The organism is Massilia sp. YIM B02769, from assembly GCF_030411995.1.
GTDB lineage: Bacteria > Pseudomonadota > Gammaproteobacteria > Burkholderiales > Burkholderiaceae_D > Telluria.
The window spans coordinates 159,067-175,578 of sequence record NZ_JASNRC010000009.1 but is presented as its reverse complement, the minus strand read 5'-3'; the positions used below and the strand labels follow the sequence as shown (position 1 = coordinate 175,578).

The following is a 16,512-nucleotide window of genomic DNA, read 5'->3' as shown; positions in this document are numbered from 1 at the left end:
GTATCAGGCGCTCAAGGCCTTAGTGAATGCTCGGCTTCGGATCGGGGACCGGGTCCTCGTTCTGGGGCGTGTGGACCGGCGTGTGGTGCGGATGCGGTGCGTCGAAAGGTTCTTGCAGCGGCTCTTCGACGGGTACCGGGTCGGGTGCACGGTGCAGGCGCAGCGGCACTGGCGGGGCTGGGATCATGGTCGGGTTCTCCTGGATAATGATGTCATTACCTTAGCATGTGCCGTTCGCTGCCGCCGTCCCGCTGGCGGCATGCGCCGTTGCCCTCGTTTACAATGCCGGCATCGACTCAACCGGCAGCCAACTCTTCCACGATGAACATCACCACCCTCGCCCTGCTCGCCCTGACGCCCATCCTCGTCTGGCGCATCTATGCGCGCCTGAAAACGCAGATGGCGCGCCAGCGCTCGATCATGTCGCGCCACTACACGGGCGTGCTGGTGTTCGGGGGGCTGGTGCTGGTGCCGCTGGCCCAGGTACTGGCGCGGCCGATGGAACTGGCGGCACTGGCGGCGGGTGCGGCGCTGGGCGCGTTCTGGGGCGTGTTCGCACTGCGCCGCACGCGTTACGAGGATGGCCCGGACGGGTATTACTTCACCCCGCCGATGCGCCTCGGGATCGTGATGGCGATGGTGCTGGTGGCGCGCATTCTCTATATCGGCGTGGAGCTGTATACGCTTCAGGGGTCGGGGGCGACGGCGCAGCGCTTCACCGACAGCCCGCTGAGCATGCTGTGCGTGGGGCTGACCGGGGCTTATTTCCTGGCCTATTCGGTGGGGCTGCTGGTGTGGCGGCGCAAGCTGCGCAAGGCGATCGAGCTGGATTGATTGCTTGGTTGGACCGCGTGCTTGCTGTTTTGTGCGGCTGCGTGAACATTGTTGAACGTAGATGTTCGCATGGGTTCCGTGGTGCGATGCTCATCACCGCGTGGGCTCGAGAGCCCACCCTACGAAAAGCACGTTAGCGGTGACTCAAGTAAGGTGGGCACCCCGTGCCCACGCGGAAATTCGCACACACGGACCGGCGTTTTAATCGAACATGGCGAACACCGCCAACGTACCAAGGGCATACCGGTAACGCCACCGGGTTTTCACCAATAAAAAAGGGGCCCATCCGGGCCCCTTCGCTTAGGCGGCTTGCGCCTCTTCCTTCCGCCGCTGCAGCACGAAAATCGGCTGCGCCCACTGCGTGTCCTTCTTCTTCTTGCTCGTGATGAGCGTCAATTCCGAAGGGTCGTACACGTCGGTGTTGTGCGTCAGCGGCGTGGTCATCAAATACTGCGCATCGGTGTTCTTCAGGAACTCGCCCACCAGCTGGATGTTGCGGATATCCAGGTGCGCAAACGGTTCGTCGATGAACACAAAGCCGCCCGAGCCCTCTTCCGACTTGAGCAGGCCAATCAAGAGCACCAGCGACTTCATCACCTGCTGGCCACCCGAGGCCTCGCCGTCGTTCATGCCGATCTGGTCCTTGCCGTCGAACTTGAAGCGCACGTGCAGGCCGGCCTGGGCCAGCTGGACGTCGTCGTTTTCCAGGCGCACCGGGTCGGCCTGGACGTCGATGCCGGCCAGTTCGCCCAGCTCCTTGATGTTCTTCGAGTAGGTCTTGATGGTATAGCGCAAACGCTCGATGTAGGCGCCGCGCGCGTTGCCGGTGGCTTCGATGGCGCGGTTGTTCTGGTAGCGGCGTTCCTCGGTCTCCGTCTGGCGGCCCGACAGCTGCTCGTTCAAACGCGCATACTGGTCGATGACGGTGGCGTCCAGCTCCCAGTCGTCGCGCGCCAGCGCGTGTTCCAGCGACGACAGGCGCAGATTCACCTGGTGCGCATTCTGGTGCTGGGCCACAAGGGCCGCACGGCGTGCCGGGTTCTTCCAGTTGGCCGGAATCGCGCGCCACTCGCGGCGCATGCCCAGCAAGGCCTTGGCGTGCTCGGCGCGCTGCTCGATCTGGCGGCGGTGGTTCAGGCGCAGGCCCGCTTCCGCTTCCGACAAGGCCATGCGCGCGTTCTGCCACACGGTGTCGGCACGGGTGCGCGCCACGGTCGCGTTCTTGGTCAGGGTCTGCAGCTCGCCCAGGCGCGCGCCCACTTCCAGGCGCTCGGCCTTCAGCGGTGCGATCGAACGCGTGGCTTCCTCGAACTCGGCCTGGCGCGCCGCCAGTTCCTTGGCCGCATCGACGCCGGCAATGCGCGCCTTCAGGCCGCCCACTTCGGCGGCCAGCTTGCTGATCGCCAGCGTCAGCGCATCTTCCTTCGCTTCCAGCGCCGGCAAGGACTTCTGGATCGCTTCCAGGCGCTGGGTTTTACCGGCCGCGCCGAAACGGTAGCGCGACGGCTCGACATACAGCGAGCGGCCGCCGCGGCGTTCGCGGTGGTAGGCGTCCGGCGTGATCCATTCGTCGCTGCCCGACTTGAAGCCGGCATCGACCGAATCCACGCGGTCGATGCGCGCCAGCTGGTCGATCAGCCACGACGGCGCAGCGGCCGAGAAATTCACCACCGACAGCAGGCTGTCGTCCTTCATCTTCGGCGCGTCGACGCAGTCCGGAACGATGAAGTGGCGATAGCGCTCCTTCTCCGCCAGGCGGTACGCCGCCGGTGCATCCTTGGCGCGCTCCAGCAGCACCACCGAGGCGTAGCCGCCGAGCACACCTTCCACCGCGCCCTGCCACTTCGGATCCGTCACTTCGACGATGTCCGACAGCATGGCGTGCGGAATACCTTCGTCGCGCAGGGCGCGGCGCATCTGGCGCTGGGCTTCCGGTTCCGGCATCGCGCTCTTGCCCTGCAGGGCCGAGATGGTCTGCATCTCGATGGCGATCTTCGCGGACACCGACTCGCGCGCGGCGCGCTGGCGGGCCAGCTCGGCTTCCTTTTCTTCCAGCTGCGAGGCCACTTCCGCCATGTCGGCGCCCGCTTCCGCCGACAGCTTCTGCAGGCGTTCCTTCTGCTCCAGCAGGTTCTCGAGTGGCTTGAGCTTCTGGTTGATCGCGGTCAGGCGCGACGCCAGCGCCGTGCCTTCCCCCTCCAGCTGGGTTTCCTGCTGCTGCGATTCGGTCAGCGCGCGCTGCTGGGCGGCCAGGGCCTGGCGTTTCTCGGCCAGCTGGCTGTCGGCCTGCAGCATCGGTTTGCGCTGCTCGCGCAGGTGGCGGCTCATGGCGGCCGCCTTTTCGCGCGCCTCGTGGTACTCCAGGCTAGGCAGCACCTCTTCACGCAGGGCGCTCTTTTCCTTGTTCAGGTCTTCCCACTGGTGGAAGTTGGCCACGCGCAGGCGCAGTCCTTCCAGGTTGATGCGCGAGGTTTCCAGCTCCGCCTCGAAGCGCTTCAGTTCCGTCTCAGTGTCGCGCTGGTGGCGCTTGGCTTCGTCGTAGGCGTCCAGCACTTCCTTGTCGCCGAAGACCTGGAACACCAGGTCCAGCAGCTGGCGCGGCGCGTATTCGCACAGTTTATCGGTCTCGCCCTGCTCCAGGGCCAGCACCTTCGACATCGCCGGCGACAGCCCTGCCGAAGCGAGGCGCTTGCGGTAGTTTTCCACGCCGAGCCAGTCGGTGGCTTCGGTCACTTCCTCGATCTCGACGTTCCCCGGGCGCATCAGGTACTGGCGCTTCCAGTCGCCGCCGTTCTTCTGCACCTGGCAGAACAGGGTCACTTCGTCGTCGCTGAAGAAGCCCGAGTGGCGGAAGGGACGGTTCGAGAGCTGGCGCCCGACCGGCTTGTTGTCGACCACGGCGCGCAGCCAGGCGCTTTGCTGGCCCGAATGGCGCGCATAGTGTTTATAGGTGCGGCCCATCGAGCAGTCCAGCCCGAACAGGGTGCGCAGCGCGTCGAGCAGCGTGGTCTTGCCGGAGCCGTTTTGGCCGGCGATGGTGATGATCTTGGCGTCGAGCGGGATGTTCTTGATCCGCTGCCAGTAATCCCAGTGGACCAGCTCAAGTGATTTAATGTGGAACATGGTGTCTCAGTTCGCTCAGCTTCAATTGTCTAGGGATTCGGCGTCGAGGTCGGCGTCATTCGCTGCATCGGCGGCCTTGCGCGGCACCACGGCCAGCGGCGCGCGCTTGAACACGTCGGACAGCGCGCCGTTGATGATGCGTTCCTTCAGCAGGTCGGTGTCCATCATCAGGTCGAGCAGCGGGCCTTCCAGGATCACGTCGCCGCGGCGCTCGATGAAGCCGAGCTTCGAGAGCACGCCCAGGTTCATGTCCATGCGCGTCTTCTTGCCCAGCTTGTCGCCGAAGTCCGACAGCAGCGCGGTGTAGGAAATGCCGATCGAGGCGTCTTCGGCGCGCGGGATCGGCGCGTCCTTGTCGAACATGTCGCTCTGGTCGTCGGCCACCAGGGTGTGGGTTTCCTGGCGCTCGCGCTTGGGCAGGATGATCTGCGCCCACAGCACCACGAGCAAGGCCACGCCGTCGCGCGTCAGGCCGAAGTTATTGTTCTGCCAGATGTCCTTGGCGCCGAAGATCTTCGGCTCCACGTTGCGGTGCAGGGCAATCGTCACATGGTCGGCATACACGTTGTCGAGCAGTTTCAGGCCCGATTCCAGCAGGCGCTTGTCGACTTCGCCGCGGAAGGTCTCGTCCGACAGCGCGCGCTTGACCATCTTGTCGTCGCGGCGCAGGGTCTGGTGCGTGAGCAGGCGGGCAATCAGGATTTGTGCATCGTCATTCATTCGGCGTGCCGCTTTCGAGATCTAGTGAGAGGGTTGCAAAGGACATGGCGGCCACTTCCGGGTCATCCAGCTCGACCAGCTCGTCGCGCGCTTCGAATTTGATCGGCAGGCGCGCCAGTTCGGCGGTGGCGCCCTGCAGGCTGGCCTCGGCGGCGTCGCCCAGCAGCGGCAGCAGGGACGCGCGATAGGACGCCACGGCGAACGAGGCCGGCAGCAGCGACTCGTGCAGCTCGACCTTTTTCGGACCGACGTCCGAGAATTCGGGGAAGTTGCCGAGATTGGCGAAATCGGCCAGCTTGTTGATCCAGTCGTCGAGTTCGGCCTGCATGGCCGGGTTGTCGTCGATGGTCAGCGGCGCATCCTGGCCGCTCGGCAGGCCTTTCTGGCCGACCACCACGGCGCGTTCCGCCAGCAGTTCGGTCTCGGCGACGTCGATCATCTCGGCCGGCGTGCCGAACAGCGGCACCACCGGGCGGTCGATCGCGCCCTCGGCCAGGCTGGCCAGGTCGTCGTGGGCCAGCAGCCAGCGCTTGACGTCGGTGGTCGACAGGCCGGACTGGCCCAGGTGCACGCGCTGGCGCTCGATCTGGTTCAAAGCACGAGAAAACATGCCTTGCATGTTCAAGAGTGCGCTTTGTGCCCTGCCGATCGCCTGCGCCGCCTTGTGCGTGGCCGAATCGGCGCGCTCGTCGGAGGTGATCGCGCGCAGGATCACGGACCCCTTCTCGACCCAGTCGCAGGCCATGTGCCACTTCGCCTGCGAATGGCGCAGCTTGAATTCGGAACCGGAGGCGATGGCGTCGCGGAATTCCTCGGTCAGTTCGACCAGGCGGCCCAGCAGGTGCTTCAGCTGTTCGACGGTTACGCCGCCGACCGCCTGGGCGCCGGCCACCTGGGACAGCAGGAAGCCCATCTCGGCTTCGTCGTCCTCGGGTTTGCCCAGCGCCAGCAGGGTGTCGAGCGCGGACAGCACGTTGCGCGCGAGCGGCGTGATGCGGTAGACGGCGCTCGGCGCGTCCCAGGCCAGGAGACCATGGGTGCGCAGGCGGTTCAGCACCGTTTCCAGGCTTTCCGGGATCAGGTAGGCCAGCTTCTGGTTGATGTCGGCACGGGTAAAGGCCGAGCTGGCAGTGTCGGCGGCCAGCTCGCGCAGCACCAGCAGGCGCACCAGCACGCCGTCCTGGCTGCCGTGGAACAGCGCCGAGAAGGCCGACAGCATGGGCTGGGCCTTCTTCAGGTGGAAAACCTGCTCGATTTCGTCCGGCGCGATGCCGTTCTGGAAATGCACCTGGAGCGGATCTAGCTCGTCCTGCGCAATGCCATGGGGTTCCGCGGCGAGGGCCGCCTGTGTGTCGATCATGTGGGATACCAGTTTCGCAAGCGGACCGTACTGCCGGTTTGTCTGACGAAGGCAGGGAGATGTGTCCGCGGGGGGCGCCAGTATAACAGTTCAGCTAGCTTAATCGTCAGCAATATTCCCCGGCCGCCGGCGCGGTTTTGTACAAACGACACACCCATCCGGCACGCCATGGGGATTGCACGAATGATAAGACAAGCTTATGAATGCCTATTTCTTATGAGATATACATAGATATGCATGCCGGTTTGACAGGCACATGGCAGAGGTTGATGCTGATTAAGACCGCGGGAGCCTGAGCCCCTTCCCGGTCCCCAGCCGCTGCGAGACGACGGCGCAGCTTCGCACCGATAACACCGTCGATTATTGATGAGGAGAGAGCATGAACAGAAAAATCGCTACCTTGCTGTTTGCCATCGGCCTGGGCGTGGCGGCCAGTCCCGCGCTGGCCAGCTGCGAGTTCTACTGCGCATCCGACTACCGTGTCTGCGTGGCCGGCGGCACCCCAACGGCGGAGTGCGCCGCCGAACGCACAGCTTGTCTGCGCGACATGTGCGGCTACGACTACTGATCGTCTCCGACGCCAGGGCCGGCGCCTGCGCGGCGCCGGCTCTTTTATTTCTTGGTAATGCTCTTCAGCGTCTGATCGATGGTATCGCGCTCGTCCTCGAAGCGGATCTTCACCGGATACCATTCCTGCGCCGGCGCCAGCCAGACCTCGACGCTGTCGCCACGGCTGTCGCGCGGTTCGCGCTTGACGTGGATGGTGTCGAGTTCGCCCATGCCAGTGCGAATCTTTTCCTGCTTGACGACCTTGAAGGTCCAGGGTTCCGCATCGCGCCGCCCGGCCACGATGAAGGTCCATTCGCTGCCCGGCTTGAACTTCGCTTCACCGGCCGCGCGCGCCACCGAGGCCAGCTGCCAGGTGACCGAAGCGCGGTCCTGCTCGCCGCCCTTCATGACGTAAGGCAGCTTCACCCCGGTAAAGCTGATCACCTTCTCGTCGCGCACGAAGGTGGTGGTGGTGGCGTCCTTGCGGTAACGCTTTTCCGTAAACGTGTCCGGCGCCAGGCCATAAGCATCGACCCCGCCCTGGCTGCGGTATTCGTTCAGCTTGCCGAGCAGCTGCACTTTCGCCTCGACATTCACGTCGTACTTGCCGTCGCCGGCGCGCCAGGCGATCAGGGCTTCGCCCTTCAGGCCGATGCTTTTCTGCTGGGCGTTCAAATCGTAGGCCAGGTCGGCCGAAGGCGGCAATTCGACCGCGTGCTTGACTGGAGCGGCGGGGGCGGCAATGGCGGCTGCGGCGCCCAGCGCCAGCAGGCCCGTCATCGTACTGCGCATGATTTGCTTGCTTATCATTATTACTTTCCTGTATCGCTCAAAGCGATATTATTCACTGTTTGCGTGGTCACTGCACCGTTGGCCTCCGTATTGCGAATCCGCACGGGATACCAGCCATGCGCCGGCGCCAGCCAGACGTCCAGCCGCGAACGGTAGGAACCTTCTTTTGGCGGGCGCGCCAGATGCCAGGTCTGGATCTTGCCGAGCTTGGTGTCGATCTCTTCCTGGCCGATCACGATGAAGCGGAAGACGACTGCCTCGCGGTCTTCGCCGACCAGCATGTCTATGTTGCCGCTCAATTGTCCAACATCCCCGCGTGCGATGGCGGCCAGTTGCAATGGGACACTGGCCTTGTCCTGGGCGCCCGCTGCCAGCGGGAAGCTTTTTTGCGAGGCCGAGAAGCTGATCTTGTTGCCGCCCCAGTCGAAATGGGTGGCCGTGAGCGCGCGGCCACGGCGCTTTTCCGTCATCTTGATCGGCGCGAAACCGGTCGCCGCCACCGCGCCGTCGCTGCTCAAGACCGCCAGGTTCACGCGCGTGAACACCACGCGGATGCCGGCCTCGAAATTGATGTGGTAGGTGTCGTCGCGGTAGGTCCAGTCGAGCTGGGCTTCGCCGCTCCATTGGGTGCCGTCCTTGTCGGTGCGCGCCACGTCCATCGTCATTTTGGCAGGCGGCGGCATGTCGACCTTGTAGCGGCGCGGCTCGGGCGGCGCTGGCGCCGGCTCAGGTGCGGGCTCGGGCGGCGGGGTGGCAGGCGTGGCCGCCGCGATCGCGGGTGCGCCCTTGCCCGCGGCCGGCGCGCCCTCGCCGCTGCCGCCGGTGCCGGGTTCCACCGGCGGACCGATGGCGTCGTCGGCGAGAATGGGCGCCGGGTCGGGCGGCAGCTCGGGCAGCGGCGGTGGCGGCAAGGGCTTCGGCGGCGGCAGCGGCGCGGCGTCCGGCGGCGGCGTTGGGGCCGGCTCGGACAGCAGGCGCGTCTGCACCATCTTCAGGTCCGGCGGCGCGATCGTGCGCGGCAGGCCGGCGTAGCCTCCGATCCAGGCGAACAGCCACGCATGCAGCAGCACGATCAGCGTGCCCAGCACCAGCGCGCGGCGCCGTCCGGCGATGTAGGAAGCGATACCCATGGTCGATAGTGTACCCGCCCGGGTGCACGCCTGCTGTTCAGCTGCTTGCGGCCGGCCTTGGACACGCTGTTTTTATCTGCTACGCTAGCGCGACAACCAACGGAGACCAACCATGCTGAAACCTCCCTCGCAAACCATGCCTGGCATGACGGATACGCTCGAGTTCGTAAAGAATTTGTGGGGCGGCATGAATGTGCCGGGCATGGGCATGCCGAGCATGGGTGCCGGCAGCCTCGGCGGCGGCCTGTCCACGGACGAGCTCGATAAACGGATCACCGATCTGAAGGCCGTGGAAAACTGGCTCAACCTCAACCTGTCGATGCTGCGCACCTCGATCCAGGCCATGGAGGTGCAGCGTGGCACCATCGCGGCACTGAAAGCGATGAGCGACAGCATGACCCAGGCACTCAGTGGACAGGGAAGTGGCCACGCGGGCGACCAGACCGCCTCGCTGCCGCCCTTCTCCGCCTTCTTCACCGCCAGCGGCGCGCCGGAGCCGGGCACCAACACCCCAGGCGCGGGCGTGGACCCGGCCGCCGGACCAGCTGCAGGACCAGCGGCCGGCGCGGCCGGCGCAGCCGAATCCGCCATGCCCGCCGCCGTCGCGTGGTGGAACCTGTTGCAGGAACAATTCCGCCAGGCAGTGGCAAGCACGATGCCGGCCGACGGCGCCGCTTCCAGTGCCGCCGCTCCGGAAGCGCCTGCCGCCAAGGAACAGCCGGTGAAAGAGCCTACCGACATGGGCGCCCGTACAACGCGCACGAAAGCCGATAAAAGTTAAGTCTTCCGGGAATACCCTTTGCCGTTCGCCCGGCATTTGATTTGACGGGCATCACAAGCGCCCCAGGCGTGCTGAACTTGTCAGTACGGCTGGGGCGCTTGACATTCCACGCTTTCCTGTCCGCACTTATTTGTGGGAGGCAAGACGTGGCTCATCTCGATTTTTCCCAATTGACGGCCGAGCAGGTAGCCGACCTGCGCCGCAAGCTGGAAAGCGCCGGCTGCGCCGTGCCGCCGCGCGCGTCCACCCTCGAGGAACTGGCCGGCGCCATCGCTGCCTTCCGCAAGCAGCAGGGCATCGCCGCCAGCGGCCCGCTCGACGAAGCCACCTGGCGCCGCCTCGACGCGCACAGCGGCAGCGTGTTCAGCGAAGTCTTCCAGAACGAACTCGACCTGCTGCGCCCACGGCCCGACGGCGACCCGGCGCAGGTCATGCCGGCCGCCACCTGCGCGCTGCAGCAGCGCGCGCACAACGCCAGCCTGGCCGGGCTGGCCCTGTCGGGCGGCGGCGTGCGCAGCGCCACCTTCAACCTCGGCGCCCTGCAGGCCCTGGCCGAACTGCGCCTGCTGCGCGACGTCGATTACCTGTCGACGGTGTCCGGCGGCGGCTTCATCGGTGGCTGGCTGTCGAAGTGCATCCGCGAGCGGCGCGGCGACGTGCGCCAGGTCGAAGCCATGCTCACGCAAGGCAGCGCCGGCCAGGCCGTGTCGTGCGAGCCGACCGAAATCCAGTTCCTGCGCCAGTACAGCAACTACCTGTCGCCGAAAAGCGGCACCTTCAGCGCCGACACCTGGACCCTGATCGGCACCTATGTGCGCAACACCTGCCTGAACCTGGCGATGCTGGTGGCCTGGCTCTGCGCATTGCTCGTGCTGCCGCGCTTCGCGGTCTGGGGCGTGCACCGCATCATTGGCCCGAACGGGCGCTGGGCCGCCTGGTCGGACACCGCCTGGCTGCTGGGCGTTTTCCTGTTCCTGGTGGCCGTGTTCTGCATTGCGCTCTCGATCTCCAGCAAGCCGGAAAGCTCGCGCGGGCTGCGCCGCTTTCCGCTCGAGCAGGGCGCGGTCCTGGTGTGCATCAACCTGCCCTTGCTGGCGGCAGGCTTCCTGGTCAGTATCGGCCTGTGGCGCCATGGCGGCGCGCTGCCGATGCTCTGGGACGGCGGCCTGCCGGCGCGCTTTGCCGGCTGGGGCCTGGGCTGGCTGCTGGTGCCGGGCCTGGTCTACTTCATCGTCTGGGCCTGCGGCTGGTACCTGGCGCACGACCGCACCAGCCCTTACCGGAATGCCGGCTACGTGATCTGCCTGGCCGGCGCCGCGGCGGTGGCGACCATGTCGCTGAAGGCGGCGCTGGCTTTTGCCCCCGCCACCGTGGCCCACCTGATGCCGCTTGCCACCGCGCGCATGCGGGCCTGGCCGGCGATCCCGATGCTGACCGTGGCGCTCCTGGTCGGCGCCGCCGCGCTGGCGCTGGAACGGCGGCTCGGGCGCTGCCGTTTTCCGGCCGACGTCTCGCGCGCCGAGCTGCTCGAAGGCTTCAGCCACTTCGCCTGCGCCATCGGCGCGCTGGCCATCGGCACCCTGCTGCTGCTGGCCGGCCTGGCCCTGCTGCCCGACCCGCAGCAGCATCCGATCCTGAACAACGCGATCGCCCTGTCCACCTTCGGCATGCCGCTGATGATGACGCTGTTCTCGGTGACGATGACGCTGATGATCGGCCTGATCGGCCGCCTGTACAGCGACGCCAGCCGCGAGTGGTGGAGCCGGCAAGGCGCCTGGTCCTCGATCTTCTCGATCGCCTGGGTCATGATGTTCGGCGTCGCCTTCTTTGCCGCCCCGCTGCTGCACTGGGCCTGGCTGACCTACGAACCGATCGCGAATGCCGGCACCGCCGTCGGCTGGCTGGTAATGACCATCATCGGCCTGCGGGCCGGCAGCGGCAGCGCCACCGGTGCGCCGGGCAGCAACTGCGCCAAGCGCGAACTGGCGGCGCGCCTGGCGCCCTACTTCTTCACGGTCGGCGTGTTCGCGCTGTTGTCGGCCCTGGTCCAGGCCAGCGTCGCCATGCCCGACGTGCGCTGTCCGAAACCGGTCTCGCTGCCCTGCGTCTACGCGGCGCACGCGAACGCCACCCTGGCCACCGATGGCGCCACGCTGCTGGCGGCCTTCGGCGCCTTCCTCGGCGCGGCCCTGCTGCTCGGCTGGCGTGTCGACATCAACAAGTTTTCGCTCTACATGCTGTACCGGAACCGCCTGGTGCGTTCCTACTTCGGCGCCAGCAGCGCCACGCGCAAACCGCATCCCTTCACCGGCTTCGACCCGGAAGACGACCCGCAACTGGCCGACATGGCCGACCAGCGCCCCTACCACATCGTCAACACGGCGCTGAACCTGGTCAGCGGCGAAGAGCTGGCCTGGCAGACGCGCAAGGCAGCCTCGTTCGCCTTCACGCCGCGCTATTGCGGCTTCGAGATGCCCTTGATGCCGGCGCAAGGACCGAAGCAGGGCCTGCGCGACGCCCAGCGCGGCGCATACCGCCCGACGCGCGAATACGCCTCGAAGTCCGGCGCCGGCGACGACGACGCCAAGGTGCGCCTCGGCATGGCGGTGGCGATGTCCGGCGCGGCGGCCAGCCCGAACATGGGCACCCACTCGTCTCCGCCGCTGAACTTCCTGATGACGATGTTTAACGTGCGCCTGGGGCGCTGGTGCCCGAACCCGCGCAAGGCGGCGTGGACGCATTCGTCGCCGGGGATCGGCTTGTTCTCGCTGATCGCGGAGCTGTTCGGGATGACGAATGCGGATGCCAACTATGTGTATTTGTCGGATGGCGGGCACTTCGAGAACCTCGGCATCTACGAGCTGGTACGGCGGCGCTGCCGCCTGATCGTGGCGGTGGACGTGGCCAGCGACCGCGCCATGGCCTTCGAAGACCTCGGCAACGCGATCCGCAAGTGCGCCACCGACCTGCACGTGAATGTGGAGATCGACGTCTCTAAGATGGACCTGCTGCCCTCGACCAGTTTGTGCGGCGCCAGCTGCGCGGTGGGCGCGGTGCGCTACAGCCACGTGGATGCGGGTGGGGTGGATGGCACGCTCCTGTACATCAAGCCAGCCATCGTGGGATCGGAGAATGCCGATGTGCTCAACTACCGCAAGGCGCATCCGGATTACCCGCACCAGAGCACGGCGGACCAGTGGTTCGACGAGGCGCAGTTCGAGAGTTACCGGGCGCTGGGGTCTCACATCACCAAGGCGGCGCTGGCGGGGGCGGCTGCGGCGTCGCTGCGGGCGGATGGGACGCACGATGTGGCGAAGCTGTGTGCGCATTTGATGGGGGTGCATGGGTTGGTGGCGGCGCCGGTGCCGACACCGCCAAGTCCGGGCAACCGCGATGGGTTCCGGTAATATCGCTATCGCCTCACCATGTCCGCTGCGGTGACCGTACGGTGGGCACTCCGTGCCCACGCGGAACGATGATCATTGTCGGCGCCGGATATCGCCGCGCATGATGCGTATCCGCAGCCGTTCCAAATGCGTCTCGACGGCGTATCCACCGATGTTGACGTTTCGGGGCGAATCATCTACGCCGCTGACTACGGACACGCACGTACCCGCGTGGGCACGGAGTGCCCACCGTACGGTTCAGGCCTCGGACTCCGATGGCGGCATCGGTGCTTCCTCGGCCGCCACTTCATTTACCTCTTCCATCTTCGGCGCCAGCGCCGCCAACTGCTCCATCAACTGCGCAAACCGCTGCTGCCCCGGCTGCAGATGGTCCACATGCGCCAGCACCTCGTGCGCCTCGGCCGCCATCAGCTCGTCGTAGCCCTTTTCGCGCATATGCGAAATCAAGACCTGGGCCGCGTTGAACAGGATCCGCTGGTTGTTCGGCAGCTCCGTCCGTGCATTGCGCATCCAGGTCACCGCTTCGCCCAGCTTGCCGGTCTTCCAGAGCAGCACGCCCTGGTTCATCAGGTCCGACGCTTCCTTCTTCGACGCGCGGATCAGGGACGCGCCCTCCTCGCCCATGCGCGCCTTGTCGAAGATCGCCTGCACCTCGTCGAGCAGCACCACGTTGTCGTGGTTGTTGCGCGCCACGTAGCACAGCAGCTCGACCGGCGCGTCCTTGACGCCCACCGCAAATAACAGCGTCGCCATCTCCAGGCAAGTCGGCACGTCGGGCCGTTCGGGCCGCGCATTCAGCTGCGCTTCGAGTTCATCGCCGGCCTTGCGCGCATGGCGATAGTCGCCGCTCTCGTGGTACACCAGCCCCTCGGTGATCTTGGCGCGCAGCGGCATGTCGGGATGCTCGGCGCCGAACTCGCGCTGCGCCGCCGCCAGCAGCACCAGCGCTTCCTTCGGATCGTTCTTCAGCCCGCACACGCGCGCCAGGCCCAGGTAGGCGTCCGGCGTCTTGCGCACCGAGTACTCGCCAATCGAGATGCATTTGCGGAAGGCCTTTTCCGCCATCGCCACGTTCCCCAGCTTGAGGCAGACCTTGCCGAGATTGCGCTGGCGCGGCACCGAGTTCGGCGACAGCTTGGTCGCACGTTCGAGGATGGTGCAGGCTTCCTCGTACTTGCCCATGTTCTGGTAGACCAGGGCCAGCTGGTCGTAGGCGTCGATGTAGTAGCGGTTTTCCGCGATCACGCCCAGGAACATCTGGCGCGCCTGTTCGAGTTCGCCGTTCACCATGCGGATCTTCGCCAGGCCCGAGCGCGCCCACTGGTACTCGCGCCCGTTCAGTACGCGCTCGTAGGCTTCGCGCGCCTTTTCCGGCTCGCCGCTCTTTTCCATCAGGCGCGCCTTCATGCGCAGCAGTTCGGTCTCGTGCACGCGGCTGGCGGCGATCTGCTCGTCGCACAGGCGCGCCGCGCGCAGGTAATCCTTCTCGGCATAGGCCTGGTCGATGGGACGGAACACCTGCTTGCGGTGCCAGGCACGGTTCAGGCGCGTGAGCAGCACGCCCTCGGTGATCGGCTTCACCAGGTAGGCGTCGGGCTGGTGCTCGGCCGCGCCCATCACCGATTCGACGCTCTTCTCGGCCGAGACCATCATCCACACGCTCGACGGCAAGAGGAAGTTACGAACACGCGCTTCTTCCAGCACCTGCTGGCCGTTCTTGCCGTCGCCGAGGTTGAAGTCGCACAGCACCACGTCGTAGCGCGTCTTCGCCAGCAGCGCGATCGCCTCGCCGCCGCTCGCGGCCTGGTCGATATTCCGCGCGCCGAGGCTGCGCAGGCTTTCGCGCAGCAGCTGGCGCACGCCAATGAAATCGTCGACCACCAGGTAGTTCTTGCCGGCCCAGTCGATCTGCTCGGCCTTGCGTTCCGCGGGGCTGTTCATGGCATGGTCAGGATGAAGCAGCCGCCGCCCAGCCGGCCGCCGTTTTCCAGGCGCACCGCGCCATGGCGGCCGCGGTGGCGGTGCATGCGCGCGACTTCGCGTGCGAAGTACAAACCCAAGCCGGCGCTGTTGGTGCGGAAGTCGACGCCGCTGGCCACGCCGCTCATCGCCTCGGCGCCGGCATCGAGCAGGGCTTGCGGATAGCCGTCGCCGTTGTCCTCGACGCGGATCTCCAGCAGGTCGCCTTCCTGGCGCAGCGCCAGGCGAATGCGGTCGCGCGTGTAGTTGACGGCGTTGTTGACGGCGTGCGAGACCACGCCGACGATCAGGTCTTCATCCAGGTGCCAGATCAGGTCAGTGTCGACTTCGACCTCGAAGGCGATGCCGCGCGATTGCAGCAGCACCCGGCCCAGGGCCGCCACCTGCTCGGCCAATTCGACCATGGGGATGGCTTGCACGTCGAAGGGATACTCGGGCTGGCCGACCTGCTTGTACAGGGCCAGCAGCTGCATCAGGTTGTCGTTCAGGCGGCGCGTCTGGTACAGCATCTGCGCCATTTGGGGGTAGGCGGTTTCAGTCTGGGGCGAAGCGCCGTCGAGCAGGCGTTCCAGGGTCCCGGAAAGCACGCTGATCGAGTTCTTCATGTCGTGCGCGGTCGAGGCCAGGAACAGTGCGAGCTGCTGGGAGTGTTGGGTGTCGTCCATCGCCGGCGCCCTCCTTCCGGCGCTAAAAGTTGCCACAGGCCAATTATACGCACAGAAGACAGTGCGCCTGTGTTGCGTACATGGTGTTTATTCTGGCGCAAAAGCTGAACGCGCCTGACAAAATCCGATTTCTTTCCATAATGACAACAACTACATATACTGCGCTTTTGGCCGACCATTTTCGGCCACGAGCCGACATACCTTCCACATTGAAACCGCACTGCATACGTTCAGAAATCAACCTATGAGTAAGCGTTCATCCATTGATGACTATGACGAGAACGGTATGACGCCTCTGCTATACGCAGTGTGGATCGGTGATCTTGAGACCGTAAGGAGTTTGCTGGATGACGGTGCGGACCCGAATAAGCCGCAGCAAGGCCAAGCATCATCTACTCCTTTATGGCATGCCGAAGAAGATTTCGGACTAACGGCCATCGCGAATCTGCTTCGAGCATACGGAGCCAGCTGACGCAAGAAGCGAACGTCAGCAGTTGGTCGATAGCAGCCGGCTGTGAGAGCGTGAAACGTTTCGAGCTCGGCAACCTGCTATGCTGAGTCAAACGGTGGAATTCAATCAGAAGCGGTCCTTCGCGGCTCGACTTGGTGTACCAAATTGATTGGAACGGGAACGGATGTATGTCTAAAGAGGCGCACCTGACGAATATCGCCAGCGGATTGTGCGGCTCATTCGCCAGTCGGAACAACGATCTGGATGGTTACTGGTCAATCGGCAAACTGCGTTCGCTAGCCGAGCAGTATGGTCGGACCACGGTAATGCTCGATGTGCTGAAGTCATCCATTTACCCCGCCTCGTCCGCGTTCGCACCTGTACTGGCGCGCTATCGCCACCTCGTTGTCAAGTTGGCAGACCTCTCGGGAATCCGCCTTGAGGAAGTCACGGTGGCACGCATCACGCTCGACTTCGCACCTCCACCCTGGCCAAGGGTCAGTTATTACAAGCCGCAATGGGGTGACCAGTTCAGCCTGACCGTGACCATTCACGCGGAAGGCAGGGCCGCTGGTATCGTGCATCACGCAGGCTATTGCCGGCCGCATGATCCCGCTCGGGAGAACAGATCGACTCGCCCGGCAGGCTGCTAATGCGTAAGCCGCTTCGGGTCGTTAGCGGACGCGACAAAAAATCCGCAATCGCTCGGAAGCAGATCAT

At 65.3% G+C, this 16,512-nt stretch carries 14 protein-coding genes; 6 read left to right on the top strand and 8 right to left on the bottom strand.

The features are described 5' to 3' along the window. Positions 1-19: 19 nt before the first annotated feature. Positions 20-187: a hypothetical protein gene (locus tag QPK31_RS16100; RefSeq protein WP_290423929.1), complete on the bottom strand. Its 168-nt coding sequence runs from the start codon at positions 185-187 to the stop codon at positions 20-22. 134 nt (positions 188-321) lie between these two features. Here QPK31_RS16100 and QPK31_RS16095 point away from each other — a divergent pair, with 134 nt between their 5' ends. After that, positions 322-834 (top strand): hypothetical protein, encoded by a 513-nt coding sequence (locus QPK31_RS16095; protein ID WP_290423928.1) that lies wholly within the window; start codon positions 322-324, stop codon positions 832-834. A 300-nt stretch (positions 835-1,134) separates the two neighbouring features. Here the strand turns inward: QPK31_RS16095 and QPK31_RS16090 are convergent, their stop codons facing one another. Genes QPK31_RS16090 through QPK31_RS16080 form a run of 3 tightly spaced genes read right to left on the bottom strand, consistent with a single transcriptional unit; the run spans position 1,135 to position 6,037 of the window. Next, the gene (locus tag QPK31_RS16090; RefSeq protein WP_290423927.1) at positions 1,135-3,957 is read right to left on the bottom strand and encodes an ATP-binding protein; all 2,823 of its coding nucleotides are present in this window, start codon (positions 3,955-3,957) and stop codon (positions 1,135-1,137) included. 21 nt (positions 3,958-3,978) lie between these two features. Further along, positions 3,979-4,677: a hypothetical protein gene (locus QPK31_RS16085; RefSeq protein WP_290423926.1), complete on the bottom strand. Its 699-nt coding sequence runs from the start codon at positions 4,675-4,677 to the stop codon at positions 3,979-3,981. After that, positions 4,670-6,037, bottom strand: a complete 1,368-nt coding sequence (locus QPK31_RS16080; RefSeq protein WP_290423925.1) for a hypothetical protein — start codon at positions 6,035-6,037, stop codon at positions 4,670-4,672. The genes QPK31_RS16085 and QPK31_RS16080 overlap by 8 nt, the downstream gene beginning before the upstream one ends. Before the next feature lie 379 nt (positions 6,038-6,416). Here QPK31_RS16080 and QPK31_RS16075 point away from each other — a divergent pair, with 379 nt between their 5' ends. Then, positions 6,417-6,605: a hypothetical protein gene (locus tag QPK31_RS16075; protein ID WP_290423924.1), complete on the top strand. Its 189-nt coding sequence runs from the start codon at positions 6,417-6,419 to the stop codon at positions 6,603-6,605. Positions 6,606-6,649: 44 nt separating this feature from the next. On the opposite strand, the gene QPK31_RS16070 is transcribed toward QPK31_RS16075, so the two are convergent. Continuing rightward, positions 6,650-7,396, bottom strand: a complete 747-nt coding sequence (locus tag QPK31_RS16070; RefSeq protein WP_290423923.1) for a DUF3108 domain-containing protein — start codon at positions 7,394-7,396, stop codon at positions 6,650-6,652. A gap of 2 nt (positions 7,397-7,398) precedes the next feature. Continuing rightward, positions 7,399-8,508: a DUF3108 domain-containing protein gene (locus QPK31_RS16065; RefSeq protein ID WP_290423922.1), complete on the bottom strand. Its 1,110-nt coding sequence runs from the start codon at positions 8,506-8,508 to the stop codon at positions 7,399-7,401. Positions 8,509-8,620: 112 nt separating this feature from the next. Here QPK31_RS16065 and QPK31_RS16060 point away from each other — a divergent pair, with 112 nt between their 5' ends. Together QPK31_RS16060 and QPK31_RS16055 are read left to right on the top strand one after the other, a co-directional pair. Further along, complete coding sequence (locus tag QPK31_RS16060) at positions 8,621-9,289, top strand: PhaM family polyhydroxyalkanoate granule multifunctional regulatory protein (protein WP_290423921.1); 669 nt, start codon at positions 8,621-8,623, stop codon at positions 9,287-9,289. 146 nt (positions 9,290-9,435) lie between these two features. After that, entirely contained in the window at positions 9,436-12,696 is a 3,261-nt protein-coding gene (locus QPK31_RS16055; RefSeq protein WP_290423920.1) for a patatin-like phospholipase family protein, read from the top strand. Between the two features lie 237 nt (positions 12,697-12,933). On the opposite strand, the gene QPK31_RS16050 is transcribed toward QPK31_RS16055, so the two are convergent. Both QPK31_RS16050 and QPK31_RS16045 read right to left on the bottom strand, forming a co-directional pair. Next, on the bottom strand, positions 12,934-14,637 hold the full coding sequence (locus QPK31_RS16050; protein ID WP_290423919.1) for a tetratricopeptide repeat-containing response regulator: 1,704 nt from the start codon (positions 14,635-14,637) through the stop codon (positions 12,934-12,936). Further along, on the bottom strand, positions 14,634-15,341 hold the full coding sequence (locus QPK31_RS16045; protein WP_290423918.1) for a sensor histidine kinase KdpD: 708 nt from the start codon (positions 15,339-15,341) through the stop codon (positions 14,634-14,636). The genes QPK31_RS16050 and QPK31_RS16045 overlap by 4 nt, the downstream gene beginning before the upstream one ends. Before the next feature lie 244 nt (positions 15,342-15,585). Here QPK31_RS16045 and QPK31_RS26255 point away from each other — a divergent pair, with 244 nt between their 5' ends. Beyond that, positions 15,586-15,813: an ankyrin repeat domain-containing protein gene (locus tag QPK31_RS26255; protein WP_374045816.1), complete on the top strand. Its 228-nt coding sequence runs from the start codon at positions 15,586-15,588 to the stop codon at positions 15,811-15,813. Positions 15,814-15,980: 167 nt separating this feature from the next. Further along, a complete protein-coding gene (locus QPK31_RS16040) occupies positions 15,981-16,445 on the top strand; it encodes a hypothetical protein (protein WP_290423917.1) in 465 nt (154 codons plus the stop codon). The last annotated feature ends 67 nt before the right edge of the window (positions 16,446-16,512 follow it).

Coding starts and splice junctions, on each gene's coding strand:
- QPK31_RS16065 (WP_290423922.1), bottom strand. CDS start 8,508: ATGGGTATCGCTTCCTACATCGCCGGACGGCGCCGCGCGCTGGTGCTG.
- QPK31_RS16060 (WP_290423921.1), top strand. CDS start 8,621: ATGCTGAAACCTCCCTCGCAAACCATGCCTGGCATGACGGATACGCTC.
- QPK31_RS16080 (WP_290423925.1), bottom strand. CDS start 6,037: ATGATCGACACACAGGCGGCCCTCGCCGCGGAACCCCATGGCATTGCG.
- QPK31_RS16050 (WP_290423919.1), bottom strand. CDS start 14,637: ATGAACAGCCCCGCGGAACGCAAGGCCGAGCAGATCGACTGGGCCGGC.
- QPK31_RS16085 (WP_290423926.1), bottom strand. CDS start 4,677: ATGAATGACGATGCACAAATCCTGATTGCCCGCCTGCTCACGCACCAG.
- QPK31_RS16095 (WP_290423928.1), top strand. CDS start 322: ATGAACATCACCACCCTCGCCCTGCTCGCCCTGACGCCCATCCTCGTC.
- QPK31_RS16090 (WP_290423927.1), bottom strand. CDS start 3,957: ATGTTCCACATTAAATCACTTGAGCTGGTCCACTGGGATTACTGGCAG.
- QPK31_RS16040 (WP_290423917.1), top strand. CDS start 15,981: ATGTCTAAAGAGGCGCACCTGACGAATATCGCCAGCGGATTGTGCGGC.
- QPK31_RS16075 (WP_290423924.1), top strand. CDS start 6,417: ATGAACAGAAAAATCGCTACCTTGCTGTTTGCCATCGGCCTGGGCGTG.
- QPK31_RS26255 (WP_374045816.1), top strand. CDS start 15,586: ATGAGTAAGCGTTCATCCATTGATGACTATGACGAGAACGGTATGACG.
- QPK31_RS16070 (WP_290423923.1), bottom strand. CDS start 7,396: ATGATAAGCAAGCAAATCATGCGCAGTACGATGACGGGCCTGCTGGCG.
- QPK31_RS16045 (WP_290423918.1), bottom strand. CDS start 15,341: ATGGACGACACCCAACACTCCCAGCAGCTCGCACTGTTCCTGGCCTCG.
- QPK31_RS16100 (WP_290423929.1), bottom strand. CDS start 187: ATGATCCCAGCCCCGCCAGTGCCGCTGCGCCTGCACCGTGCACCCGAC.